The organism is Sporosarcina koreensis (assembly GCF_001531445.1).
GTDB lineage: Bacteria > Bacillota > Bacilli > Bacillales_A > Planococcaceae > Sporosarcina > Sporosarcina koreensis_C.
The window spans coordinates 63,514-89,731 of the sequence record NZ_LQYA01000004.1; the positions used below are offsets into that span (position 1 = coordinate 63,514).

Here is a 26,218-nt window from a genome sequence, read left to right on the forward strand (position 1 = left end):
CCCCCTTTAGTTTCGTAACGGAACAAACAAGTCAATTTCGCTATTTTCGCTTTCCCCTTGATATCGGTCATCCCAATATTCGATGTCTATTTCCCTCGATGGATCGCAATATTGCGTCCGCATCCATTCAGTGATTCCATCATACGTTTGGTGAATATTCGATTCCGGACCTTGGTGTAAAAAGTGAGCATAGCGACCCGCCGGTATTCTATACTCCACCATTCCCTCAGGGATGTGCTGATCAGTCGTTGCCCCGACGCCAACTATATTTTCATACGGGATGTCTGGTGTAAACGCCTTGTCTGTCGGATAAATTTGAATGAGATAGACTCCATCCCCAGTCCGTGCTTCCAATTCAGCCATTCGATTCTTAATCGTGTTATGCATATCCCGCACAAACCCTTTTTCAATGATATTGCGAAGACTGTCGGTTACTGTGAAGCCGATAATACGAACAGTCTCCATTTCTTTCAACTGTATTGGTTTCATTCTTGAACTCCCCCTTTCTTAGTCATTTCCATCATTATGCCATAATACTGATATTTTTGAAAAATATTCACCGAACATAAAAAAGCAACCTCCTTTTCATAGGAAGCTGCTTATCCATTCACAAATCCACCATCTCTAAAAACTGTTGTGTCCGCTCGTTTGTGGAATGGTTGAAAAAGGTTTCCGGGTCGGCATCTTCGATGATGCACCCTTCGTCCAACATGATAATTCGGTCCGCCACTTCTTTCGCAAATTTCATTTCGTGTGTGACGACAACCATTGTCATGCCGTCATTGGCGAGGTCTTGCATGACCCCTAGCACTTCGCCGACGAGCTCCGGATCGAGCGCCGATGTCGGTTCGTCGAACAATAACGCTTTCGGTTCCATCGCGAGGGCCCGTGCAATAGCAACACGCTGCTTCTGTCCACCCGACAATTTATTCGGATAGACATCCGCCTTATCGGAAAGTCCGACTTTGTCCAACAGGGAGAGCGCCAATTGCTTTGCCTTCTCCTTCTCTTCCTTTTTGACGATCAACGGTGCTTCCATAATGTTATCAAGCACCGTCTTATGCGGAAACAGGTTGAAGTGCTGGAACACCATGCCGACTTCCGCGCGTACTTTCGACAAGTCTTCCTTCTTCCGATCGATTCTCCGACCGTCTATCAAAATGTCTCCCTCTTGCGCCTTTTCAAGGAAATTCAGACAGCGCAACAATGTGCTCTTCCCTGATCCACTCACTCCGACGAGTACGACGACCTCCCCTGGATGGATGTCAATATCAATCCCTTTCAGCACTTCGAGATCGCCGAATGATTTATGGAGATTTGTTGTTTTTATCATATCGTTCCCTCCTTAAGATCCGTCAACGTTCAGCCGGTTTTCATACAACTTCAATAGTCCCGTGAAAATCAGGACGAGAACGAGGTAATACATGCCGACGACGAGGAATGTCTCGAATGGCAAGAAGGATGCTGCCGCCTCCCGATTCGCAAGGCCGAACAGCTCCGTCACCCCGATGACGTAGACGAGCGACGAATCCTTCAGTGTAATGATGAACTGGTTGCCAAGCGGTGGAATGGCGCTGCGCAATGCTTGCGGGAAAATGATCCGGCGCATCGCTTGTGTCCGATTCATGCCGAGCGCAAGACTCGCCTCCCGCTGGCCGCGGTCAACCCCTTGAATCGCCCCCCGGAACACTTCCGCAATATACGCCCCGTTATGGACGCCGAGTGCAATCGCCCCCGCCCAGAAATTCGATAAGACGACGATCGACGTAATTCCATAGTATAAAAACATGATCTGTACAATGAGCGGCGTTCCGCGGATCAATGTGATATATAAGTTTGCAATCGTTTGTAAAATTTTCGATCTTGATATTTTCATTAACGCAAAGATGATTCCGAAAACGGTCCCTAACACAATGGCAATGGCAGTTATTTTCAATGTGACAAGTGCCGCTTTCAGGAAGCCTTCGTACGTGCGCATGAACACTTCAGATAACGTTATCAATATATCAGGCACTGGTCACTCCCACTTTCTATTTTTATTCTAATAGCTCTGCATTTTCCAAGTCGATATCCAATAGATTCCGGCCGAACCACTTTTGCGAAATTTCATCATACGTGCCGTCATCAATCATTTCTTGCAGCGCTTTGTCAATCGCGTCACGGAGCTCTTCATTATCCTTTTTCACCGCGATCGATGGTTGCTCCACCCATAACGGAGTGCCGACCTCTTTAATGGCAAAGCCGTTATCTTGCGCTTCGAAACCAACAATATCCGCTGTAATGACGGCATCCAATCGATTCTCGACTGTCAAATCCTTCAGCGCAACAACATCACTGCTGTAGTATTGGATATTGTCGGACAGTTCCTTTGCCGGCTCTTCATATGTCGATTGAGCAATGACGCCAATCTTCTTCCCTTTCAGATCTTCCGGGGATTGGATTTCGTTATTGTCTTCCGCGACCCAGATCATCCCGCCCGAATAATAGTACGGCTTTGTGAAAGCGGCCTGCTCGGCACGCTTTTTCGTGTAGGCCATCGAACCGATGATGGCGTCGTATTTATTCGCAACAAGGCCTTGAAGGATCGTTTCAAATGGGTTCGTCACCGGATTCGACTCTAGACCCATTCTCTCCGCGATTTCCGCTCCGATTTCCATATCAAATCCTGTCAATTCACCATTTTCTTCAAAGTTGAACGGCTTGTACAAACCGCTTGCTGCGTATGTCAACTTGCCTTTATTAACAAGTCCGTACTCATTGTCAGCGTCGTTTGCACCGCTTTTCTTCGAACCGCACGCTGCTAAGACGAGCACTGTTGCCATAAGCAAAAATAATAGCGACTTCCATTTTCCCATTGAAAAAACTCCCTTTTTTAACCGACACCTCATGCCGGTTTTTTTTGCCTACTAACTCTCTTTCCCTATCATTTTCGCGCTAAACATCAAATTTTGTTGCTTTATAGAGATTGAGGTTTGATTGTCGATATTGATTCGCCCAGCGAAATGGAAGTCTGATGAGTTATCACCGTTCGACCGATATTCCCCTTACCTTTCTTCATAACCACCGACTCGATTGAATTTATCACCGATTGTCTACAATTCCATTTGGCGGAGCAATCACAATGCAGTTTATTTGCATAAGAACAGGGAAATGAACAGGTTAGCTAGACTTTCATTTATATAAAAAAGAGAGGTGAGGGATTCATGTCGTTACAAGGGGATCAGGAAGAAGTATCACGTGCAATTGTTCATGTATTGAAGGAAGGGCAGAAAGACACCTTTCAAAAAATCATAAGCGCATTATCTCCATATGACATATCCGTGCATTACCGCGGCCTGCCGCGAAAACGACGCATTCTATTTTTAGAATGGCTCTCTTTGGAACAGCTCATGACTCTGCTCAGATATTTGACGCGCAACGAACAGCTGCGTGTCTTAAAAAAGATTGGATCTGTTCGCTCCACGGAATTATTGGCTGGGTTGAAGAGCGATGATCTTGCCCATTTACTGTCCGACTTGCCAGATAAAGAAATCGATGAGCTGATTGCCACAATGCGTGATGAAGAGAAGAAAGATATCCGAAAAAAGATGAAGTATCCAAAAAAATCGGCTGGTCGGGCGATGATCAGCCAATATGTATGGGTTCATGAATCTTATTCTGTTGAAAAGACGATCAGCAAATTGAAGTACTTCAGGGATTTTGCGGATTACTTGAATTACGTGTATGTCATCAATGATAACAAGCAATTGGTCGGTGTCGCTTCTTACCGCGATCTGCTCTTGAGTGAACCTGGAGAAGCGATTACCAATGTGATGACGACAGACATCGTCAAGGTGCGTGAAGATGCAAAAGAGAGTGAGGTCGCCAGAATGATCGGGCGACATGATTTCCTTTCCGTGCCTGTTGTCAATGATGACAATATTTTAGTCGGCATCATTACAGCAGATGATGTGCTCGATATTGTCGTTCGAGAGGCGAATGAGGATATTGAAATGTTGCTTGCTTCCGGCAAGGAGATCGATTTCCACACAAAACCGTTAGTTGCAACGTATAAACGGCTTCCATGGCTCATTTTGCTATTGTTTATCGGGCTCGTGTCAGGCAGCATCATCGCGAAATTCGAGGCGACACTTGAAGCCGTCGTTGCATTGGCATTTTTCATGCCGATGATTGCGGGGATGACCGGAAATACGGGAACCCAATCGTTGGCTGTCGTCGTCCGAGGTCTTGTCACTGAAGAACTGACGATGAAGAAGACGCTCAGCCTCGTTTTCCGCGAGTTGCTCGTCGGCATCATGCTCGGAATTGTTTGCGGAGCGGTCATTTCCGTGATCGCTTATATTTGGCAAGGCAGTTTCACACTTGGACTCGTCGTCGGATCCTCCCTTGTTGCTACGCTCATCATCGGTACGTTGGCAGGGACCGTCATTCCGTTGATTTTGAATAAATTCAAAGTCGATCCCGCAGTTGCTTCTGGTCCGCTTATTACGACAATCAACGACATTTTGTCCCTACTGATTTACTTTGGAATTGCAACGATGTTCATTTCCAAATTGATGTAGGTGAGAAAACCTTTATTTGTCGAAAGGCATTTGGCACGATTAAGATTAAGGGTTATTTTTTACTTCTCCACGGAACGACGGATAGGCACGAAGTCCCAAAAAAAGCATAACTCACCTAAACTCGCGCAAAACGTCCGCGCAGCAAAAAAGCAGCCCTAAGTGGCTGCTTTTTTCATTATCGGTATATAGCAAAGCTTGATTAGTGGACGTTAGATACGTTTCTCCGTAACGGGGCGCATTGTGCCGTGCTGCATTAGATTCATATGCCATGAAAACGCCTTTTCAAGTACATGCGGTGTGTGGCCGCCTCTTTCCAGCGCCTCGTAGTAGTATTCCCATAGCTGTCCACGGTACATTGGGTGTGCGCAATTGGCGATAATCAGGCCAACGCGTTCCCTTGGTGCAAGCCCCCGTAAATCCGCGTACCCATGCTCTGTCACGATGACATCGACATCATGCTCCGTATGATCCACATGCGACACGAATGGCACGATACTTGAAATATCGCCGTTTTTGGCAATCGATTTCGTGACAAAGATGGCAAGTCTTGCATTCCTGGCAAAATCACCGGAGCCGCCGATGCCATTCATCATCTTCGTACCTGTAACATGCGTCGAATTGACGTTGCCATAAATGTCGAGTTCAAGCGCTGTGTTGATGGAAATCAAACCGAGTCGGCGGATGATTTCCGGATGATTCGAGATTTCCTGAGGGCGCATGATTAGCTTCTCCCGATATTTGTCCAAATTCCCAAATACCTTTTCCATCTTCTCCTGCGACAATGTGATCGATGCACACGAAGCGGTGCGGATTTTGCCCGCATCGATCAAATCGAACACCGCGTCCTGCAGCACCTCGGAATACACTTCCAAATCTTCGAACTCCGATTCCAGCAAACCATGCAGCACCGCATTTGCTTGGGAGCCGATTCCCGATTGAAGAGGAGCTAGCCGCTTCGTCAATCGACCCGCTTCCACTTCCGAACGCAGGAATGACAGCAGATGTTCAGCCATGACTTCGGTGTCGTGGTCAGGCTGGGTGATCGTAGACGCGGAATCCGGTTGATTCGTGAAAACGATTCCCTTCACCCGATCCACATCAATCGGGATGCCGATTGTTCCAATCCGGTCATTCACTTTTGTCAGAGGAATCGGATTCCGTTCCCCTTGTTTGCCCGGATCATATAAATCATGGATGCCTTCCCATGCAGTTGACTGTGCTGTGTTTATTTCAATAATGATTGATTTTGCATGCTTTGCAAACGATAACGAGTTGCCGACGGAAGTCGTAGGAATGATCATTCCATCCTCCGTCACTGAAATCGCTTCCAAAATTGCAAAATCGATCGGTTCAGTCACATTTGAGCGAATCCACTCCGCTGTATGGGAAAGATGATGGTCGACAAAAAGAAGTTCCCCATTGTTAATGCCATTGCGCATCGCCTTTTCCGCTTGGAATGGCAGCCTCTTTTTCACAATGCCCGCTTCCGCGAATAACTTATCGATATCCGAGCCGAGAGATGCCCCCGTGAACACATTCACTTTGAACTTTTCTGTTTCAGCGCGCTTCACCAAAGCCATTGGAACCGCTTTCGCGTCGCCTGCACGTGTGAACCCGCTAAGCCCCAATGTCATTCCGTCTTTGATCCAAGAAGCAGCCTCTTTAGCCGAAACGACCAAGTCTTTCAATTTTTCAATTCTGATACGATCCATATGGTTACCCATTTAAATCGCCCCTTTTCATAACTTTTAGATAATTGAATTATACCTCGTCAATGGTCTGAAAAGGGGTTTTATGAATGAAATACCGGATTTACAAACAGACAAGCTCATTCAACGACTGAACCAGCATATTTTCGATTAATCACCTCAAAACCCTAACAGTTTACGAAAATAGCTGGAATACGATTGACTGACCGGAATTTGTGAACCATCATTCATAGAGAGGATGAATGTCGAGTGGGTATCCGGATAAATCGCTTTAATTTGCGTCACGTTAACGATGAACGAACGATGGCAACGGACGAACAACTCATGCGGCAGCACGAATTCGAAGTTTTGCAATGAATGCCGATGGGTACCTGTAATATGATCGGCAACGACAACCGTTTTCCGATCCCGCACTTCAATATACTTCACTTCGGAAAATGGGACCGGCACCCAGCCATCCTGTGTTTTCACTGTGACGACCGACTTCCCTTCCGTATACGCAGGGTAGATGGCAACGACGCAACCGTCCAAAACGCCATTATCATGAAACGGAACGGCCATGCCGTGATACGGCACACCAAACACATCGCGGTTGATGAATTCGGAAACCTTCTGTCCTTCCGTGAGAGCTTTATAGGCAATCGTCCCTTCCCGTACAGGGTCGCCTGGCCTAATTTTCAAATCGATTCGCTTGCTTGGCCGGTAATAGATATATTCTTTCGTATTCGATACAACAATGGAGATTTCATCAGCAAACAACTCGCCGACGACATCGAGGAGTGAGTCCAAGTTCAACAAGGTATTTCAAGCCCCTTTCGCGCTTCAGTTACTACTATTATAAGTTTTCATGTACAACAATCCAATTTTCAATTATAATGGATAGCAATCTAAACAAAAATTTAGACTTACCAGAAACTACAGTTAATAAGGGGGAGCTATTATGCACATTCGGGATTTGATCGTAGAAAGACTAGGTGTTGCTTCGGTCAAGGTGGACCAAAGCGTATCTGAAACACTAGCAAAAATCAACGAGACAGGATACCGCTGCATCCCTGTCGTCGACAACGACGACGCCTATAAAGGGATGATTTACAAAGTTGATCTACTTTCCTATCTTTACGAGGACAAAGGGGATGGCGAAAAGTCAATCGACTTCCTGTTAAGACACCAAGACACTTACTTATATGAAAACGCTTCTTTCTTAAGCGCATTGCTTAAAATCAAAGCATTGCCTTTCATTAGCGTTGTCAGGGACGGCAAACTGCTCGGCATTTTGACGCATAATAAAATTGAGAGTGTCCTGGAAGATGCATTCGGGCTAAAAACAGGCGGCATCAATATTACACTTGCGTCGACGGAAGCACGCGGTATGATCAGAAAGCTGACAACTACGCTGAAGGACGAGAATATTGAAGGCATGCTCACACTCGACAACGGCTCAGCGCTCGCACGAAGAGTCGTCATCACACTCGAAGACGGAAAATCCGACGAAGAAATGGTCAAAATGCGCGAAAAACTTGAAAAGCATGGGTTCCGCATTTTGCAGATGCAGCGGATTGAACCAAAATAAGATAAGTACTGCAAATAGAAGACTGTCCAGAAAGTCGATGAATCGACGCTCTGTGACAGTCTTTTTCTTTGGGGGCATTTTATGATCACTTGCCACGGTTTATGATCGCTTGCAACGGGTTATGATCACTTACCAGGGTTTATGATCATTTGCCACGATTTATGATCACTTGCCGGGGTTTATGATCACTTGCAACGATTTATGATCACTTGCCGGGATTTATGATCACTTGCAACGGTTTATGATCGCTTATACAAATGTAACGGGACTGTCCGGAATGTTGGTGAAAACCGACTTTCCGGGCAGCCCCTGTTCTTCATTTTATAACGAATTTCACGCAAGCTCACTTTCCGGCTTCGGCACCATCCGGAGCAAAATACCCCCGATGATGAACAGGATGACAAGACTGAACACACCATATGCAGAGCTGCCGGTCAATGTAGCGGTCACGCCAAGCAATAGAGGGCCCATGACGGACGCGAATTTACCGAAAATATTATAGAAGCCGAAAAACTCATTGGACTTTTCTTTCGGCACCAATTGAGCGAAATACGAACGGCTCAGAGCCTGAATGCCTCCTTGCGACGTCGCAACAAGCATTGCCAGTATCCAGAAATCCAATGTTGTCGATAGGAAGAACGCATAAATGCAGACAATAATATAAACAAATATCCCGACATACAACATCGTCTTCACAGAAAAGCGCTGCGCAAGCCTTCCATAAAGAATCGCAAATGGGGCTGCGACAACTTGGGTGACGAAGAGGACGATGAGAAGATCGGTCGCCTCGATGCCCAGATCCGTTCCGTATGCCGTCGACATCGAAATGATTGTACCGACTCCATCAATATAGAAAAAATACGCTAATAAGAAGATGAAGACAGTCCTGTATTTCTTAATTTCCTTGAACGTTTCACCAAGCCTGCGGAAGCTGCTTGCCAAAATCCTAGGTTCACGTTCAATGGCGTGCACTTGGACAACGTTTTTCAACATCGGGATCGTAAAGGTGAACCACCAAATTCCCGTGATGACGAATGCAAGCTTAGTTGCTACACCTATCGAAAGCGGGATCACTCCATTGTCAGCCAAAAGAATGATCGCGATACTGATGATGAAAGGAATCGTACTGCCGATATACCCCAGACCGAATCCGCGAGCGGACACTTCATCCATCTTCTCCTCGGGCGTCACATCGACGAGAAATGCGTCATAGAAAATATTTGCCCCGTGGAAGCCGATCGCGGTGATCGTATAAATGATCAATAGCGGCAGCCATGTACCCTCTGGCACAAACGCCAATGAAACTGTCGAAAGCGAACCGATCAGGAAGAAGGCGAGGAAAAACTTCTTCTTCAACCCTTGATAGTCCGCAATCGTCCCTAAAATCGGGCCGATCATCGCCAAGATGAATGTCGCAATCGCCACCGTATACCCCAAATACGCCGTCGATTGATTTAAACTGACGCCCGCCTCAGTCGCCATTGATTTATAAAAAATCGGAAATACCGCGGTTGTGATGATGATCGAATAGGCCGAGTTCGCCCAGTCATAAAACATCCAACTTTTTTCCGTCTTTGTATACTTCCCCTTTCCCATCTGTCCCACCCCTTTCTCAATCTTCAAAACTATGTCTCTACAAACAGTGTACAACTAATGTCCGCCAAACAGTAGTGAGGAATGAATTTTTTATTCATCACAAAAAAGCCAACCCTTGAATGAAATGGGCTGACCTTGCGTAAATCACGCTTTTATTGAAACAAACATGCTTTCAATGACTTTCGTCAACACATGAGGTGTATAGAGGAACGCGCTCTTTTTGTGTAATCGCTCTGTTAACTTATGTGCATCTTTTCCAAACGGCCCGATATTCAGTACAGGTGCCTGAAGTTGCTGCATATCCGTGAAAGGAATGCTGTATATCTCTCCCCAAACGGGTGTGTTGTGTTGATACGACTGCCATCCCGAATCCTCTGCATCGTAGTTCACATAACTGAGATCCGAAATCCCATTGAAATAATGGACTTGCTTCGCTTCCACTTGAAACTGTTCCCGTAAAACCTTTTGCGCTAGGGCAATCTTTTCTTGGACAAGCTCGTTATTGGATGAATTGATCGCCGGATAATAGGGAGGCGCATAAAAGAGGACGACAGCCGGTGTTAATTCCTGACAATGCAACAGCAGACGATCGCTGATGAGCATGGACATTTTCCGCTCGTCAAGCGTTTCATCCGCCATGACATCTTCAATAATCATCTGTACTTCCTCTTCACCGATTTTATCATTTGCATACGCAAGCAATTCACGATATTCCAACACGTTAATATCCCCGATCGGCTCGACACCTTCACGTTCACAAACCGCACTATAATCCCTTTCACATTCCGCCATGGCCCGTACAACGGTATCCTTGAATATCTTCATGATTCCGTCTGCGTTTTGCCGCATCACAAAGACATTGTACAAAGCCGCACTATGATGGGATGTTTGAGTCGAGTAATCCTCTTTCAAATCAAGTTGCTGCAAACAAACCGGCAAAGGTGTCCTTTCCCCGTATGCCTCTTCTACGAAATCGGCATTGAACTCCATTGCTTTTGTCAGATACGACGCCATATAATGGCTTGTCATGCCACTCAATGGCTCTCCCGCGTGCGTCTCTCTCCCGTAAAACAGAGCGGAAGGCATGATCTTCCCAATTGTTCCAGAGTAAATATAATAATTCGGATCTTGTGGTTTTTGTGAAAACGACGGCTCTCCGTTTAAAAAAAGCTCATATTCCAATTGATATTCTTCCCTTAATTCAACAAGTCCCTTCACAGCAGCCCTCATTCCAGAAGAATTCACTTCTTCGTCGGGCACTGTCAATAAAAGAAGATTGATGGGCCATTTCTCGACACTTGCCCTTTCCAATAAATGAAGATGCAAAGCAAGTCCCATCTTCATATCCATCGTTCCGCGGCCAAAAAGGTACTCATCCGAAGCCAAATCCTCTTGCGCATCTTCCGGCAATTCCTCCATCCGGCTTTTCAATTCCTCCGTCAGCTGTTTAGGCAAGAAAGCAAGATCTTCCAAACCTGCACCAAATTCCTCTGTATGAACGGTATCAAAATGGCTGATCAACACGATTGTTTTCCTTGTCACCCCGCTGCTATAAAGGGCTGTTACCGCATTTCTTCCCTTGCCCGCATCATGGAAATGAATATATGAACTGTTCTCCTGGAAATATGGCAATTCCAGCAGCTTTTTTACGATTCTCGTCGAAAACTCGATTTCCCCTGCTGTCCCCGTACGGCTATCCCAACTGACCAATTCACATAATAGGTCCTCCAGTTGTTCAGGTCGATTCCACATCAATTCCCCTACTCCCATTTTGTTGCCCCCTCTACCTGTATCTGCTGTTTTAAACGTACGACGGCAAGAATTGAAAGTCAATTTAATTTTATCAAAATGATCAATATGGGGGCGGATGTTCGATTTATAAGTACTTGCTGTCATTTATGAGTGCACCTACAAGTTATGCGCAAGTTCGGACTAGCTTTGCTTTTTTCGGGACTTTAGACCCCCGCACAGGAGCAATCTACAACAAGGCTCCACTCCAAGCAAACTTCCTTTTCACCCACGTTTATGTCTAAAATAGGAGTACAATCATCCAGAAATGAAATCGAGGTGCACCTATGCATAAAACAATTGGAATCGTCGCGCACGTCGACGCAGGCAAAACGACTTTTTCCGAGCAGCTGCTTTTCCATACACATAGCATTCGCCAACGGGGTCGCGTCGACCATCAAGACACGTTCCTCGACAGCCATGAAATCGAAAAGAACCGTGGCATCACCGTCTTCGCGGACCAAGGTGCCTTCACATTCAACGGTTGGGACTACACGCTCATCGATACGCCGGGTCACGTCGACTTTTCACCTGAAATGGAAAGGGCCATCCAAGTGATGGATGCCGCCATCGTCATCATCAGCGCGGCCGATGGAGTGGAAGGGCATACTGAAACGGTTTGGCAATTGCTGAAAAAGCATCGCGTCCCAACCTTTTTCTTTTTGAATAAAACCGATCGCGAAGGCGTGAACCTACAGGACGTCGTAGATGAAATCCGCGGCAGTCTGTCCGAGGACATCTTTGATTTATCGGAAATGGAAGAAGGCAGTATGACCGAAAGCCTGATTGAATTCATTGCGGAACGCGACGAGACATTGCTCGAGCACTATATGGATGCCGGCTATGATGAAGCACTGTGGCTCGGCGCTTTGAAACGGATGATCACTAATCGCGACGTTTTTGCATATGGGTATGGCTCTGCTTTGAAAGACGTCGGCGTCCTCGAATTTCTTCAAAAGTTCGACCTGCTCACCGTTACGGATTATGCCGAGACAGGAGATTTCGCGGCGCGCGTCTATAAAGTACGGCATGATGAAAACGGCAACCGGGTGACGTTCCTGAAAGTGCTGCAAGGGGGTTTGCATGTTAGGGATGAAGTGCAGTTTGCCGGCAAGCAGGAGAAAATTACGCAGATCAGAAGATATAACGGGAAGAAGTTTCAAATGATAGACGTTGCTCATGCGGGAGAAATCGTCGCTGTAACTGGGCTTTCTGAGGCAGGCGCGGGTGATCCACTCGGCGCAATCGTTGAGAAGGCGGAGTTTGACTTGATTCCTACGTTGAAATCAAAAATCATTTTTGATTCTTCCATCCACGTGAAAGAAGTGCTGCGCTGCTTTAAAATGCTGGACGCGGAAGATCCTTCGTTGCGCGTCGTCTGGGACGAGCATGTCCAAGAAGTGCATGTTCATGTCATGGGGGTCATCCAGCTTGAGGTGTTGAGGCAAATTGTGCGGGACCGCTTCCACTTCGACGTGTCGTTCGGCGATCCGAAAATCCTGTACAAGGAAACGATCCGTTCCGCCGTCAACGGCTACGGACATTTCGAGCCGCTGAAGCATTATGCGGAAGTCCATTTGAAAATTGAGCCGGCCGTACGGAATAGCGGCATTTCATTCGACAATGTATGCCATACGAATGATTTATCCATCGGCAATCAAAACTTGGTGCGAACCCATATTTTTGAGCGGGCGCATCATGGTTTATTGACAGGATCGGCATTGACTGATGTAAAAATCACTTTGATGACAGGAAGAGGCCATAATGAACATACGTCCGGCGGCGACTTCAGGGAAGCGACATTCCGCGCATTGCGGCAAGGGCTGGAAAAAGCGGATAACGTCCTACTCGAACCGGTTTATGACTTCAAAATTAAAGTCGGAATGGACCATATCGGCCGCGTTCTTTCTGACATTCAGCAAGCGTCCGGTAGTTTTGCTCCACCTGAAACGATCGGTGAAACAACTGTCGTAACAGGCCGTGTCCCGGTTGCCACTTTCATGAATTATAGCACCGTCTTTGCCTCATACACGAACGGAAAAGGCGCGCTCACCTTACAGTTCGGCGGCTATGACGAATGCCATAATCCCGAGGAAGTGATCGAAGCAATCGGCTACAACAAAGACGCCGACCCGGAATACACATCCACATCAATTTTTTGCGCGAAAGGCAAGGGCTACCCTGTTCCGTGGCATGAAGCGGAGGCGGCGATGCATTTGTTGTGATTGATTTGTTAAGTGGCATTAGGCGCGGCGGGCAAGGGCTACTACTTTTTCTCTTCCGCGGTCATTTTCATCGCAAACGACGAGCCCACTCGCGCCAAATGCCTTTGACAAATGCAAAAAACCTCTAGGTACAAGGTCACAAAATGACTATATATCTTGGGAAATGATCGATATATGCCGGGAAATGAACGATATCCTTCAGGAAATGATCGATATCTCCCCTACTCACCTAATCGATAGATCAAAAACCGCTCATTTTCATTTTTATCATAAAGCCGGTCGACTTTAATTTCCTTCCAAAGCACAAACGGTGTCTGGTTGTCCATAAATTGCACATATTCCGCGGTCGGGTAATAAAGGATGACGTCAACTGGGCGAGCAACCTGCTCCACAGACAGTAGAACATTTCCGATAACCGTCATAAAAATTTGGATGGAAAATGGATTAAAGAAGTAAAATTTATTCTCCGAAGGATCGATGTCATACGTTTCTGCGAAGCATCGTTCAAAACGGATTGCCCCGCCATAGCGCTTCGCTTTGCGCCGGTAACGAGCCAAGTTTTCAATCGCATCTTGATAAAGCTGTCCATTCATTTCAATGCCGGTAACCGATGCCCCGAAATGATGATGAACATAAAATGAGACACGCGCTTTGCCGCATCCGAAATCGACGAAGCCGTCCGACTGCTGCAGCTCATATGATTTGAACAGTTCATCCAACGCTTCGTAAGGTGTCGCTTCATAGCGGTTATAATGGGCAGACTGGCTTAGCAACTCAAGTGTTCCGGCCGTTTTAATTCGAAGAAGGTTGTCATATTCCTTTTCATTCAACGAACTCACTCCCTTTCTTCATCGCCTCATTGTAGCCGTCTTGCTTGCCGGAAGACAAGCGGAAAAACACGATCTCCATTTTCATGAAGATCGTGTGAAGACATTTATGCGGCTTTCTAGCCATTTATGAGCAGCTATTAACATTTATGCGCCATTGTGCGATTTTATGCGTTAATCATTCAACTTATGCGTGTTTGGAACATTTTATGCGGTAATAACTTGATTTATGCGTGTTTAGTACACTTTAAGAGTTTCTAGCTTCTCATATTTCATTTCACAGGTTCAGCCAACCGTGTCGCTACACGCTTCTTCCGCTTAGAAGTCACCGCTTCCGCCACTCTCTCAGTCTTCGTAAACAAACGGTACACCGAAGGAATGAGTAAGAGCGTTATGAAAGTCGCAAACAGCAATCCGGAGATCAACACTGTTGCGAGCGGCGCTTGGTAATTGCCCGACGCACCCGAAGCGAGTGCAAGCGGCAGCATGCCGCCGACTGTCGTCAAAGTCGTCATGAAGATTGGACGAACCCGGTTCCTTCCCGCTTCAACCAACGCCTCTTGCACAGACATCCCCTCCCTACGAAGCTGGTTCGTCCGGTCAATCAAGAGAATCGCATTATTCAACACGATGCCGATCAGCATAATGATGCCCATCCCGGACAACAGATTCAGTTCCATCTGTGTGACGAATAATCCGATGATAACGCCGATGATTGCCATCGGAATGACAGACATGACAATGAGCGGCTGGCCAAGGTGATTGAACTGGACTGCCATTACGAAATAGACGAGGAAAAGCGCAATGCCAAGCACTAGAAGCATTTCCATCATGAGTTGCTGTTGCTGTTCGATATCGCCGGCCACATCGATTGCATAGTCCGCGGGCGCATTGAATTCGCTAATGACTTTTTGCACGTCGCGATTGATTGCCCCTAAATCCCTTCCTTCAATATCCGCCGATACCGTGATGAATCGTTCTCCGCTGATATGCGTGATTGCGTTTGGCGTAAAGACAGCTTCCAAGCTAAGAAAAGCCGACAATTTCTTATCGCCTTCCATCGTCAGGATTTCCAAATCGAATAGCGCTTCACGCGTATCCGTTTTCGATTCCCAACTAACCATTAAAGGCACATTTTCTCCCTCATGCATCATTTGACCGACAGGCATTTCAAGGAAAGCCTGCTCGATGAACTGCTTCACCTGTATTTGCGATAAGCCGGCATCCGCAATTGCCTTCTCGTTAAGCACAATTCTCTTTTCCTCGGACGTGCGTTCCATCGAATTGGTCAAGCCGACAATTCCTTCAACCTGGCCGAGCTGTCCCATGAAGTCCTTCGCAATTGCCTGCATCTGACCAAAGTCTTCTCCTTTAATCATCACTTGGACAGGCGCGCCGCTAATTTCGGACATCGCCAATTGCACGGTTCGTATCAGTTCCGTATCTTGGAATTCACGAAGTGATCGTAAAATCTGTTCATTCACTTCCTTTTGCTCATGAAGGACAGCATCGCCTTTTGTCATATTAACGATGACAAATAGTTCGTTTCCACTACTGTCCAAGACATAGCTGGACTCGACATCTTCAATGCCGGTCATCTTGTCATTCATCAGTTGCGCCAGCCGCTCTTTTTCAGCAGGCTCCACTCCTGTTTCCAATGCTACAACGATTTCACTATACCGATTAAAAACATCCGGCATGACGGTCATCGGAATTTTATTCACGAGGAAAAGCGATCCCGCAAACAGCCCGAAAAAGACGGCCATCACTAAAACACATCGACGCTTTTTCCCGACAATCCAAGAAACGACCGCGTTGTAGCCTTTACCGAAAAGATTCTCCTTTCGTGCATGGCGGATGCCCCGATACCGAAGGAAATTCTCCGAAAGCGCAGGGATAAGCGTAAATGCGACAAGTACAGAGCTGATCAATGTTATCGCCACGACAATTGCAAGGATGATCATGAATTCGCCCAGCCCCCCGCCGATGAAACCGATCGGCAGGAACACGACGATCGTCGTCAGCATGGATGCGAAAACAGCGCCCGCCACTTCCTTCGTCCCCGCAAGGACCGCCTCAAACTTTGAAAGTCCGAGTTCCCGTTGCCGGTATATCGCTTCCAAAATGACGATCGACGAGTCCACCATCATTCCAATCCCAAGCCCCAGACCGATAAGCGTCAGCATATTAAGACTGTATCCGAGCACATATACCGTCAAAAAGGTCAACAGTACAGATGTCGGGATCGAGACCGCGATGATGACCGTGGCACGTACATTTCTGAGGAATAAAAGCAGAATCGCAATCGCCACAATGCTGCCGATCAGAATATTGACGACGACTCCATCGATCGATTCCTGAACGATATCCGCCTGCGCCACCATTTCATTCAACGTAAAGCCTTTCACGAGCCCTTCATCACGTATCTTTTGAATCTCGGCACGAACTGCTTTCGCCATGTCAATCTGCGTAATATTCGCAGCCCGCCCTACTTGGATGAACACCAATTCCTTCGCCCCGTTCTTCCATACGAATGACGAATTTTCCAGAGGCACTAGTGTTACATCCGCAATATCTTTCAGTTGAATAAAGCCTTCTGCCGTAGGAATTTCAATCCGCTTCACTCCGTCAATGTCCGCAAGCTTCGAATTCCAACGGAGCAGCGACGCATTCCCGCCATCCTGCAGCTCGCCAATTGTCGCTTCCGAGTTCGCTTGCGCAATGAAGCCCGCAACTTGCGAAATATCCAGCCCGTACTTTTTCATTTCATCCCGTTTGAACGCAATGGACACTTCCTGCTCCGACACACCGGACAGCTGGACATCTTGAACCTCCTTTAAGCTTTCTAGCCTCGGTTCAAGTACATCCTTGGCAAATGCAGTCATCGCTTGAAGATCATCGCCCGAAAGGTCCAAGAAAAACTCATAGCCTTGCCTGACACCATATTGACTGGCCATGGCCTCCCGGATTTCAGGACGCTCGGCTTTTGTTTCATTCACCGCCGTCTCTACTTCTTTCATGACCTTATCGCTCTGTCCGCGGGCAATCGTTATACCAATGGAACTGCTCCCCATTGCCGTCGTCGAATGAATCTCCTCGACACCTTCGATCCCTTCCAACTTCTGTTCCAGCGGCGAAGTGATAAACCGCTCGACATCAATCGCGGCCATATCTCCCGCATCAATCATTACGTATGCGCCATCCATTCCAACTGATGGCATGATTTCCTTATCCAGTTTGACTACCGCAAAACTCCCCAAAGCTACTATCAATACGGTCAACAAACCGACCAATACCTTCTTTCGAACTATAAACTCCAATGCCCTCACAACCATTCCCCTTTCCAGCTTCATTGTCCATTAGCTTAGCAAGTTTTTCCACATCCTATAACAAGCCCCAGTCCGATTCCCTCTCAGACTTTTGATGTAGATAACTTCGGGAAGTGGTATACTTTTGATTAATCAGAAAGTACCGTCAGGGTGAGATTATGAATGTAAAAGAGTCCTCCAATTTTATATTGCATGCAAAAAGCAACGAGTTCTATTGGGAAGGCAACGGACAGCTTTCCATTAAGACATTCTCGAATGGCAGAGCCCTTTACAAAACGAATAGAGGTTTCTTTGCGGTCGAGGAAAATCGATATCTTCTTCTGAATGAAGGGCCGTACACAATCGGGATTGAAGAGAAACAGGATGTCGAATCGTTTTGCATGTTTTTCGGCGATGGATTTGCTGAAGACGTCTATCGGACAATGGACGCCTCGACAAATGAACTTCTGACCGATCCTTATAAAAAGGCGAGTCCCCTCTACTTTTTCGAAAGAACGTATACAACTAGCCCTCTCTTAGACGGGCAGATCAATACGTTGAAAAGACACCATAAACAATTGGATGCGTGTTGGCATGAAGAGCAATTCCATCAAATTATGCAAACTCTGATTGTCGAGCAATCAACGACTCTACGGGAAATTGAATCGCTTCAAGCATTGCGCAAATCCACACGTGACGAATTATTCCATCGGGTGACAACCGCCCACGAATATATCCGCGCATTTTTTGCAGAGCCCCTAAAGCTAGCTGATATTGCAAGAATCGCCTGTTTGTCGCCAAATCATTTATTGCGTTCCTATGCGCAAGTTTATGGGAAAACGCCACACCAACATATTTCGGAGCTGCGGATTCAAAAAGCGAAAAAACTGTTGGCAAACTTCGAACTCAATATGACCGATATCGCATTTGAAATCGGATTTTCAAACCCTGTTTCATTCAGCAAAATGTTCAAGCAGCACATAGGCATGTCTCCTCTCCATTATCGTAAAAAGGTGATTTTGGATAAGAAATCGGATTAATAGTTATGTATGATAAAAGAAACAGAGAAAAGGGAGAGATTTCACATGGGGTCAATTACGAAAATCGGGCAAATCGCTTTACCTGCAACAGACATCATGCGAGCAACTGCTTTTTACAAAGATCGTTTAGGTTTGCAGCTTTTATTCACAACGGAAACGATGGCGTTTTTCGATTGCGACGGCGTACGACTTTTCATAAGCCTTCCTGAAAAAGAGGAGTTCGGCCATTCAAGTTCCGTCCTTTATTTCCACGTGGAAGATATTCGACTGGCCTATGAGGAATACAAGAAAAAAGGAATTGTTTTCATCGATGAACCGCATATGGTCGCGAAGATGGGGCAAACGGAAACGTGGATGGCGTTTTTCAAGGATACAGAAGATAATATGCATGCGTTGATGAGTGAAGTTGTGGTGGGATAAAAAAAGCTTTGGATTCCGTAATGGCATCCAAAGCTTTTCTATTTATGCATTATCCAATATTTTTCGCTTACGGAACAAGTACACGAACGCCGCTAGCGATAGCAGAATGACAATCGTCAACACTTCATACATGCCCCCATAGCCGAGGCTCGGAATGACAACACCTAAAAAATATGGCCCAAATCCTATGCCGGAATCCAGGAAGATGTAGAAGGTAGAGGTGTCAATGCCGAGCCGTTCAACAGAAATCCCTTTCAATGCAATCGCTTGGGCACATGATTGGAAATTCCCGTAGCCAAGTCCGAAAATGGCACCTGCCGCAAGGAGCATGATGCCACTTGCTAACTTGAGCGAAGTAATAGACAGTCGACAACAAATGAAATACTCCTTCTGTCGCGTTGAACAAGAAGGAGTACTCTTTATTTCTATCGAACAGGCACGTCATTTTTCATCGGAAACACCTTGCGCCATCCGATGAATATCGCAATCAGCAACAAAGCAATATATACGTAAATCCCGCCCGTTATGGCAAGCGCTATTAGATGACCGACAACAAAAATCCCCGCCAGCAACGTAACCAAAAACAGTTTTGCAGAGCCTTCTGATTGGGCAAACTCAAAGGATTGCGTAAACGGAAAGGTACTTGAATTAAGCCATTTATACGTAAGCAATGTCTGAAGGATCGCTCCCAACAATACAGCGAACAGATCGGGCACAATACGCCACGAAAAAATTGCGATGAATGCGATCGACAGTAAGACGAAAACTGGCATGTATAGCTTCACTAAAAACGCCTTTAGCGTCCCACTGTATGCTGCAGCAGGCTTCTGGATCGGTGCTGCCATGAACAGCCAATTCCCTTTATAATTCACGGAAAATTGCATAGTGTGAATAATCGTCGGGATCATCATATTGCCGAAATAGATGAGCAAAAACATTTTTCCTGTGGAGATATCCGCCAGCGTCCTCGTTTGCAGTTCCATAAAGATGAAAATGAACGGAAAGACGAGTGAAAAGCCGAGTGAAGGATAAACTTTCAGCTTGAATTCCCGTTCCTGCTGCATCATTAAAGCGCCAAAACGGAAAAACGTCTTCTCTTCCCTGTTTCGGCAGCAAAGCTTCGCCCAAACATCTACCCACCAGCTCGATTTCTTCTTCCTATTTTTCGACTCGCTCATCAACTTATCCATATTGCGTTCGAATGAAGGCATGAGCCGTACGTAGATATACATGGAGATGATCGGGACGAGCAAGGCAAGTACTGATAACAGAATCAGCACATTTGAATAGTCTTGATTCAACAACAGCTCAAACGCTGCACCAAACCACATCGGCGGTAAAAACAGATGCCACCAGCTGAATGTATATGTCAAATCCAAGTCGACAAAATCGAAGGCGCGTATAACAATCTGATAGCCGACGATGACGCCGATAGACAGCAAAATCTGCACATAGTTAATAATATCCTTTAGCTTTTCGCCGTCAAAGAATCGCAGAACGACAAAATAGACGAGCGACGTCATCACAACGATAAAGAGCATCGTGAACAGCAAAGCAGCAAGGAAAATGAGTGTAAATACAATTCCTTTTGAAAACAGCCCGACAACAAGCGGGATGGCAATGAAAGCCCCTGTTATGAAGAACATATAGATCAATATATGAATGATTTTTGCGGTATTGATCGTCTTGCTGCTCACCGGTTTCGTCTGCAAAATCGTCTTATCTCTCACATCCAATAAGACTGACGAGAAGTCGGACACCATCGTCGTTGCCAAAATGAACATGATGATGCCGAAGACGATACTCATTTGAAAAATATAATGACCGTCCCCGAACAGAAGGAACGGGATCACCATGAGTCCATATAATCCATAGATCCATAAAGACTTCAGGAACTGATTGCCGTCCTTTTTCTTTTGCCCATTGAAAATGGTCGGCGTTCGTCTGCCATCCATCGTCAATTTCATGCGCAAAATGGTTTCCATTGCGCCATAATCAATTCCTGCTTTAATGAAAATCCGTTTAAATCTAGAAAGGATCGCCAGCGTCCGGAATTCATGCATCGGCAGTTCCATCCTCTACAATCGAGATGAATCGCTCCGCCCGACTCGCGTGATCCGTGAATCCTGTCAGCTGGTTGAAGATGTCGGAAAGAGACCCCTCTTCACTCATTTCCTGCAATTCCTCAAAGCTGCCATCCGCGACAACTGTCCCTTTGACGAGGAGCACGATCCGATTGCTGATCTTCTCGACGACATCCATTATATGTGATGAATAAAAGATCGTTTTTCCTTGCGCCGCCAGTTGCGCGAGCATTTCACGGATGACCATCATGCTGTTCGCATCCAATCCGCTTAACGGTTCATCGAAAAACAACAGATCAGGATTATGCAGTAAGCTCGAAATAATAAGCACCTTTTGCCGCATCCCTTTGGAGAAGGAAGAAAGCCGCGAGTGCATGACGTCGCCCAGTTCAAATTCAACCATCAGTTTCTGCGCTTTTTCTTCCACAAACGCACGGTCAAGTCCGTACAACTCCCCTGTGAATGCCAAGTATTCCAATGCCGTCAAGTTATCGTACAACTCCGCTTGCTCCGGCACATAGCCAATTCTCTTTTTATAAGATGGATCTCCTGAAGCAATATCCTCGCCAAAGATGACGACTTGCCCCTCATAATCTTGAATCATGCCGAGCATGATCTTCACAGTCGTACTTTTCCCAGCACCATTCGGACCGATATATCCGATGATCTGCCCCCGTTCCACTTCCAAATTCACGCCATTTAATACAGCATGCCCGCCGTATGATTTTGTCAGATTCCGAATTGAAAGCACTTTTTCAGACACTTCCATTCCAACACCCCCTCTATCTATTCTTCGAGTCTACCATTTATTATCCAACAAATGTACAAAATCACGAATACTCAAAAAGCCTTTTGTCTTCCATAAGTGGACTCTGCTCCATGTGTAATAAAAACCATTTTCATAGATTCATCATTTACTGAGCTTCCAGTCCTCACTTGGAGGGATTTCTAGATAAAAGGCGAGGAAATTCTCACCAATCTCTCATTTATTTCACAGAGTCCTTTAAAAAAGCGAGGGTAAAATTAAGTCATGCCAAAAAAAGGAGAGAAAAAACATGAAAAAAATTTTCACAACTACATTGAGTGCAGTACTACTAACTACAGGCAGTTTCGGAGCAGCAAACGTTCTTCACACAGATAAGGTGGAGGCCGCTGCAACAAAATATGAATCTTCCTACTCGAACCATGAAGCAAGATACCAATTGAGCATCACAGCAGATGCACTGAAGAAACTTCCTGAATACGCAACAATAGCTTCCAAGATCGACGTGAACGGACTAACCGCAAAAGTGACGGAAGACAATAACTACAAACGCGTCATCCTATTCAGCGACGCACGTGGACAAGGCAAATGCAAATCCATCTTCTTGAAAAACACAAACAACTTGAAAGTCATCGACTTCCGCGGAGGCGAAATCTTTTTTGGCACTGTACAGCCGTCTGAAATTGCACCGGAAGCAACGAAGCCTGAGAGCAAGCCGGATGCAGACCAAAACAGCACGCTTGCTGAACATTCTAAGCTTTCTTCTATTGTTAATGTGGACAACTTAAACTTGCAAGTCATCGAAGACAATGCAAGCAAACGCGTTATTACTTTGAAGGATCAAAACGGACGCACGCAGTATAAATCAATCTTCATAAAACGCACCAATATGTTGAAAGTTATCGACACAAGAAACGGCCAAATCTTCTACGGGTCTATCAACTAACAAGCAATTTCTACAAGAAAACACCCAGAGACGAAAATCTCTGGGTGCACTTGTACGTGGTGGTCTTCATTTATTTTCATTCACGAGGCACCTGAATCGACCTAAGCGTAAACGTTTCTAATGCTTTTTTAGGGTCATCAAATACAAAAGCTCCGGAGTAATGATGATAGAAGTAACTTCGGAATCGAAAACCGATGTCATAGTTTTTCAATTTATCGTCTAGTAGTCGATTTGTATTTCTATTTACAAAAAAGAAGAAATCAAGGAGAAACCTCAGAGACTTTACTGTTCATTCAAAAGATCGGTCATCCCTTAAAAGTGAATACATGTACAAATCGTCAAATTCACCATTGACCTTTTCGTATTTCCGCAATAAACCTTCTTGCATGAACCCTTGTTTTTCAAATAGCTTTTGCGAGGCGGTATTATCAGGTTCAATCAATGCCTGAATCCGCATGAGCGCCATCTTTTTAAAGCCATAGTGAACGACAGCCGCTAAAGCTTCCGTCATGATGCCGCTTCTCCAATATTCCTTTGCAAGCTCCGCACCTACTTCCGATCTAGCGTGACGTTCCTCGTACTGAAGAAAACCGCAGCTTCCAATCACTTTGGACGTGCCTTTTAACGTTATTCCCCAACGGATACCTGTCCCTTCGTCAAAAATACGGCGATACCAGCCGATCTCCTCTTCTGCTTCCCTTACATCCGTCATCGGGGATATTCCGTAATACTCCATCACTTCTTCATCTGAAAGATAATGAAATACACTTGTTGCATCTTCCGGTTTCACTTCCCGCAATAACAACCGTTCCGTTTCCAATACCGGAAACTCTTTTTCTTCCATGTCGATTCCCCCCATACGAGCGCTCTTCCCACGCACTTTTAATTGTATGCTACTCTTTCCATAAAGCAACTTGGAAGAGGTGAACGAATGCCCATGAAAAACGATGAGCAAGGGTCCAAAAAACAGGCTATGCTGATCTGTGGGAAGCAGAACTTGCTGCTGGATTCATTCTAACTTTTCAAATGGAGAACCCTTTTCACTAGAAAAGATTGCGGTCAGTGTGAATGAAAAAAGCGTCAATACAACATACCGGGTAAAGGAAAGTGGAACCATCGTCGTTTCACAAGTATTCGCGAGCCTTCAACTTTCTCCAGAAGGAATTGTTGGCGATTACCCTATCGATTACGACGATCTGAATATGATCAAACAGGCAAACGCCGATGCGATTGTGGAAGTGGACAGTGAAAAGTCGGCAATTGCTAGGATTTATTTGAAACGATTAGTACGGCAAGTCTCCACAGGTATATGGACAGTTGTTGGATATGATTTGAAGAAATGAAACACGAAACGGCAACGCATTGCGCGCTGCCGTTTTTGATTTCAGTCAATAAATACGGTCTTCACCTTGGGATCCCACAGTATCGAATTACCAAATGAAGCACTTACTAACTGTAGTGGGATCATCGTTTGCCCATTCACAATGATCGGTGCCGTTGAAAGCGTGATGTCCTTTCCATTCACTGTTGCTCTCTTCGAACCAATGGCCATTTTCACGGACGGTTTCGCTATTGTAATAACATCGTCTTTTTTCTGCAGCTTCACTCCCGGATTAATCGCCTCGAAGACTGCCCGCAGTGGAACGAGTACTTCACCGTTTTGCAGGACTGGCGGTTGGTGAAGCGCAAACCATTTCCCATCAATCATCACTTGGTTCTCGCCCAAGTCGGGAATGAGTATTTCAAATGTAATTCCTTCACCGAAATACTCGGCTCGCATGTCTGAAATGGTCTGAAGTGAGTTCTCGCGTTGGTCAAGGATGCCATTCACAGTTTTCGATTTTTGTGAAAGGATTTTATCAGTCGTGGAATCAATTGTCCGGCTGATGTCCTTGTTTAACTTTGAAATTTCTGATTGAATATGTTTGCGCTCTTTTTGAAGCATTGCATTCCATTGCTTCAGTGCTTCTTTTTGGGATAGTTTGCCTCGTTTATGCTGCTGTATAATTCCGCCCAAATAGCTGTCTCGGCTATTGTTTTTGAGTTTCGTCATCGGACCGCCCAAGTAATTTTCATTCACAGTGTTTTTATAGGCAGTCATCGGGCCCCCAAGGTAGTTTTCATTCACCGCGTTCTTGTAAGCTGTCATCGGGCCGCCCAAATAGTTTTCATTGATAGCATTTTTATAGTGGGTCATGAGCCCTCCCAAATAATTTGGATTGATGCTTTGCGCGTATCTCTGCATCGGGCTTCCTAGCGATGTTGGGCTGATTTGGCTGTTATACTTTCGGAGCTTTTCAGCAAAATCTTTGTTCCCGCCATATTGAGATTCGAGGCGTGTCAAATCTTCACTCAAAAATTTCGTCAGTTTCGTCAAGTCTGCATCCGTCTGCTTATCAAACGCATCAAAAGACGCCTGCTCTTTGTCACGAAATACCTCATATGCCTTCCTCGTCTTCTCACGGTACGTCTCAAAAGTGTTTGTCGTTTTCTTTTCATAGGAGGCATATTCATTTTTCACTTGGTCAAAAATCTTCTTATTTGCCGCAGATGCATTGCCTGCCAAACCGAAAAGCAAAATAAAGGCTGCCGTGATACAGAATATCCGTTGAATGCCTTTCATATTGAAACACTCCTTCCATAATTGGGTATTTTACAATTAAGAGTAAATGAAATGCTACTATTTCGAAATATGCATGAAGCACCAATTAACAAACCATGGTTTTAGTTTCATATATTTCAATCTTATCCGAGGGATAACTATCCATCTTCCCTCTTTGAAACTTTCTCCGAACAATCCAGTTAGGTTAAATGCCCCAAAATGACAATAACTTTTGGGAAATGATCGATATCTTTCGGGAAATAACCGGTAACTCCCCGACACCCTCTTTTCCGACGAAAAACCGCTCCAGTCACATTCGACTGAAGCGGTTTTTCATTTAAACAACTCTTTATACGCCAACGCCTTCAATGCAAGCATCTCTTCGTCCGTCAGCCTGCTTTGGATTTTATCGAACAGTGCTTGTTGCTCGGACGCCGTCATGCCTTGCCTTGCTTGGATTTGTATGTCGTTAATTTCACTGAGATCAAATTTCTTCAGCAAGACGCGGGTCGCTTCCTCTTTCGTTTGGAATGGCAGCTTTGAGCTGTCCACGTTTTTCCCTTCTTCAATAAATGCGCGCAATTCAGGGTCATTTTGGACTTCTTTTTTAATGTTTTCCAGTTCGCCGCTTGCATCAAGCTCCGCAGCAACTTGGCCCATCACCTCGTCGGCAATGTACTTCGTGCCGAAATGATAGACGCCGAATGCTATAAAGGCAAGTACTATGACGGTTCCAACCAAAAATTTAAATGCTTTCATCTGATTCACCTCTACTTCC

At 45.6% G+C, this 26,218-nt stretch carries 23 protein-coding genes; 7 read left to right on the forward strand and 16 right to left on the reverse strand.

Annotation, left to right across the window (positions count from 1 at the left end; genetic code table 11):
- Positions 1-6: 6 nt before the first annotated feature.
- The 4 genes from AWV70_RS01475 to AWV70_RS01490 form a co-directional block, all read right to left on the reverse strand.
- Positions 7-489, reverse strand: a complete 483-nt coding sequence (locus tag AWV70_RS01475; protein ID WP_060203631.1) for a GyrI-like domain-containing protein — start codon at positions 487-489, stop codon at positions 7-9.
- A gap of 118 nt (positions 490-607) precedes the next feature.
- Positions 608-1,333, reverse strand: coding sequence for an amino acid ABC transporter ATP-binding protein (locus tag AWV70_RS01480; protein ID WP_060203632.1), 726 nt, complete (start codon positions 1,331-1,333; stop codon positions 608-610).
- Positions 1,334-1,345: 12 nt separating this feature from the next.
- Positions 1,346-1,978 (reverse strand): amino acid ABC transporter permease, encoded by a 633-nt coding sequence (locus AWV70_RS01485; protein WP_201024299.1) that lies wholly within the window; start codon positions 1,976-1,978, stop codon positions 1,346-1,348.
- Between the two features lie 58 nt (positions 1,979-2,036).
- Entirely contained in the window at positions 2,037-2,855 is an 819-nt protein-coding gene (locus tag AWV70_RS01490; protein ID WP_060203636.1) for a transporter substrate-binding domain-containing protein, read from the reverse strand.
- A 348-nt stretch (positions 2,856-3,203) separates the two neighbouring features.
- On the opposite strand from AWV70_RS01490, the gene mgtE reads away from it, so the two are divergent.
- Complete coding sequence (mgtE, locus tag AWV70_RS01495; RefSeq protein WP_060203638.1) at positions 3,204-4,562, forward strand: magnesium transporter; 1,359 nt, start codon at positions 3,204-3,206, stop codon at positions 4,560-4,562.
- A gap of 209 nt (positions 4,563-4,771) precedes the next feature.
- On the opposite strand, the gene AWV70_RS01500 is transcribed toward mgtE, so the two are convergent.
- Entirely contained in the window at positions 4,772-6,286 is a 1,515-nt protein-coding gene (locus tag AWV70_RS01500) for an acetyl-CoA hydrolase/transferase family protein (RefSeq protein WP_060203639.1), read from the reverse strand.
- A 144-nt stretch (positions 6,287-6,430) separates the two neighbouring features.
- Positions 6,431-7,069, reverse strand: a complete 639-nt coding sequence (locus AWV70_RS01505; protein ID WP_060203641.1) for a LytTR family DNA-binding domain-containing protein — start codon at positions 7,067-7,069, stop codon at positions 6,431-6,433.
- 142 nt (positions 7,070-7,211) lie between these two features.
- On the opposite strand from AWV70_RS01505, the gene AWV70_RS01510 reads away from it, so the two are divergent.
- Positions 7,212-7,841, forward strand: coding sequence for a CBS domain-containing protein (locus AWV70_RS01510; RefSeq protein ID WP_060203643.1), 630 nt, complete (start codon positions 7,212-7,214; stop codon positions 7,839-7,841).
- A 333-nt stretch (positions 7,842-8,174) separates the two neighbouring features.
- Here the strand turns inward: AWV70_RS01510 and AWV70_RS01515 are convergent, their stop codons facing one another.
- Positions 8,175-9,437, reverse strand: a complete 1,263-nt coding sequence (locus AWV70_RS01515; protein WP_060203644.1) for an MFS transporter — start codon at positions 9,435-9,437, stop codon at positions 8,175-8,177.
- Between the two features lie 144 nt (positions 9,438-9,581).
- Positions 9,582-11,333, reverse strand: coding sequence for a M20/M25/M40 family metallo-hydrolase (locus tag AWV70_RS01520; RefSeq protein ID WP_235588509.1), 1,752 nt, complete (start codon positions 11,331-11,333; stop codon positions 9,582-9,584).
- 179 nt (positions 11,334-11,512) lie between these two features.
- On the opposite strand from AWV70_RS01520, the gene AWV70_RS01525 reads away from it, so the two are divergent.
- Entirely contained in the window at positions 11,513-13,450 is a 1,938-nt protein-coding gene (locus AWV70_RS01525; protein WP_060203648.1) for a GTP-binding protein, read from the forward strand.
- A gap of 221 nt (positions 13,451-13,671) precedes the next feature.
- On the opposite strand, the gene AWV70_RS01530 is transcribed toward AWV70_RS01525, so the two are convergent.
- Entirely contained in the window at positions 13,672-14,280 is a 609-nt protein-coding gene (locus tag AWV70_RS01530; protein WP_060203650.1) for a class I SAM-dependent methyltransferase, read from the reverse strand.
- Between the two features lie 269 nt (positions 14,281-14,549).
- Complete coding sequence (locus AWV70_RS01535; RefSeq protein ID WP_060203803.1) at positions 14,550-17,606, reverse strand: efflux RND transporter permease subunit; 3,057 nt, start codon at positions 17,604-17,606, stop codon at positions 14,550-14,552.
- A 158-nt stretch (positions 17,607-17,764) separates the two neighbouring features.
- Between AWV70_RS01535 and AWV70_RS01540 the strand changes: the two genes are divergently transcribed.
- Both AWV70_RS01540 and AWV70_RS01545 read left to right on the forward strand, forming a co-directional pair.
- Complete coding sequence (locus AWV70_RS01540; protein WP_060203652.1) at positions 17,765-18,625, forward strand: helix-turn-helix domain-containing protein; 861 nt, start codon at positions 17,765-17,767, stop codon at positions 18,623-18,625.
- 45 nt (positions 18,626-18,670) lie between these two features.
- Complete coding sequence (locus tag AWV70_RS01545) at positions 18,671-19,045, forward strand: VOC family protein (protein WP_060203654.1); 375 nt, start codon at positions 18,671-18,673, stop codon at positions 19,043-19,045.
- A 42-nt stretch (positions 19,046-19,087) separates the two neighbouring features.
- Here the strand turns inward: AWV70_RS01545 and AWV70_RS01550 are convergent, their stop codons facing one another.
- From AWV70_RS01550 to AWV70_RS01560, 3 genes are all read right to left on the reverse strand, one after another.
- Positions 19,088-19,375: a hypothetical protein gene (locus tag AWV70_RS01550; protein ID WP_060203656.1), complete on the reverse strand. Its 288-nt coding sequence runs from the start codon at positions 19,373-19,375 to the stop codon at positions 19,088-19,090.
- Positions 19,376-19,470: 95 nt separating this feature from the next.
- On the reverse strand, positions 19,471-21,108 hold the full coding sequence (locus AWV70_RS01555) for a hypothetical protein (RefSeq protein WP_060203657.1): 1,638 nt from the start codon (positions 21,106-21,108) through the stop codon (positions 19,471-19,473).
- Positions 21,101-21,898: an ABC transporter ATP-binding protein gene (locus AWV70_RS01560; RefSeq protein WP_201024297.1), complete on the reverse strand. Its 798-nt coding sequence runs from the start codon at positions 21,896-21,898 to the stop codon at positions 21,101-21,103. Before AWV70_RS01560 ends, AWV70_RS01555 begins: the two co-directional genes overlap by 8 nt.
- Before the next feature lie 286 nt (positions 21,899-22,184).
- Here AWV70_RS01560 and AWV70_RS01565 point away from each other — a divergent pair, with 286 nt between their 5' ends.
- Positions 22,185-22,838: a hypothetical protein gene (locus AWV70_RS01565; protein WP_060203659.1), complete on the forward strand. Its 654-nt coding sequence runs from the start codon at positions 22,185-22,187 to the stop codon at positions 22,836-22,838.
- A gap of 289 nt (positions 22,839-23,127) precedes the next feature.
- Here AWV70_RS01565 and AWV70_RS01570 read toward each other — a convergent pair whose 3' ends face one another.
- A complete protein-coding gene (locus AWV70_RS01570) occupies positions 23,128-23,682 on the reverse strand; it encodes a GNAT family N-acetyltransferase (protein WP_060203662.1) in 555 nt (184 codons plus the stop codon).
- A 220-nt stretch (positions 23,683-23,902) separates the two neighbouring features.
- Between AWV70_RS01570 and AWV70_RS01575 the strand changes: the two genes are divergently transcribed.
- Entirely contained in the window at positions 23,903-24,181 is a 279-nt protein-coding gene (locus AWV70_RS01575; protein WP_060203663.1) for a hypothetical protein, read from the forward strand.
- Between the two features lie 41 nt (positions 24,182-24,222).
- On the opposite strand, the gene AWV70_RS01580 is transcribed toward AWV70_RS01575, so the two are convergent.
- Positions 24,223-25,461: a copper amine oxidase N-terminal domain-containing protein gene (locus AWV70_RS01580; protein WP_060203666.1), complete on the reverse strand. Its 1,239-nt coding sequence runs from the start codon at positions 25,459-25,461 to the stop codon at positions 24,223-24,225.
- 312 nt (positions 25,462-25,773) lie between these two features.
- A complete protein-coding gene (locus AWV70_RS01585) occupies positions 25,774-26,199 on the reverse strand; it encodes a hypothetical protein (RefSeq protein ID WP_060203669.1) in 426 nt (141 codons plus the stop codon).
- Between the last annotated feature and the right edge of the window lie 19 nt (positions 26,200-26,218).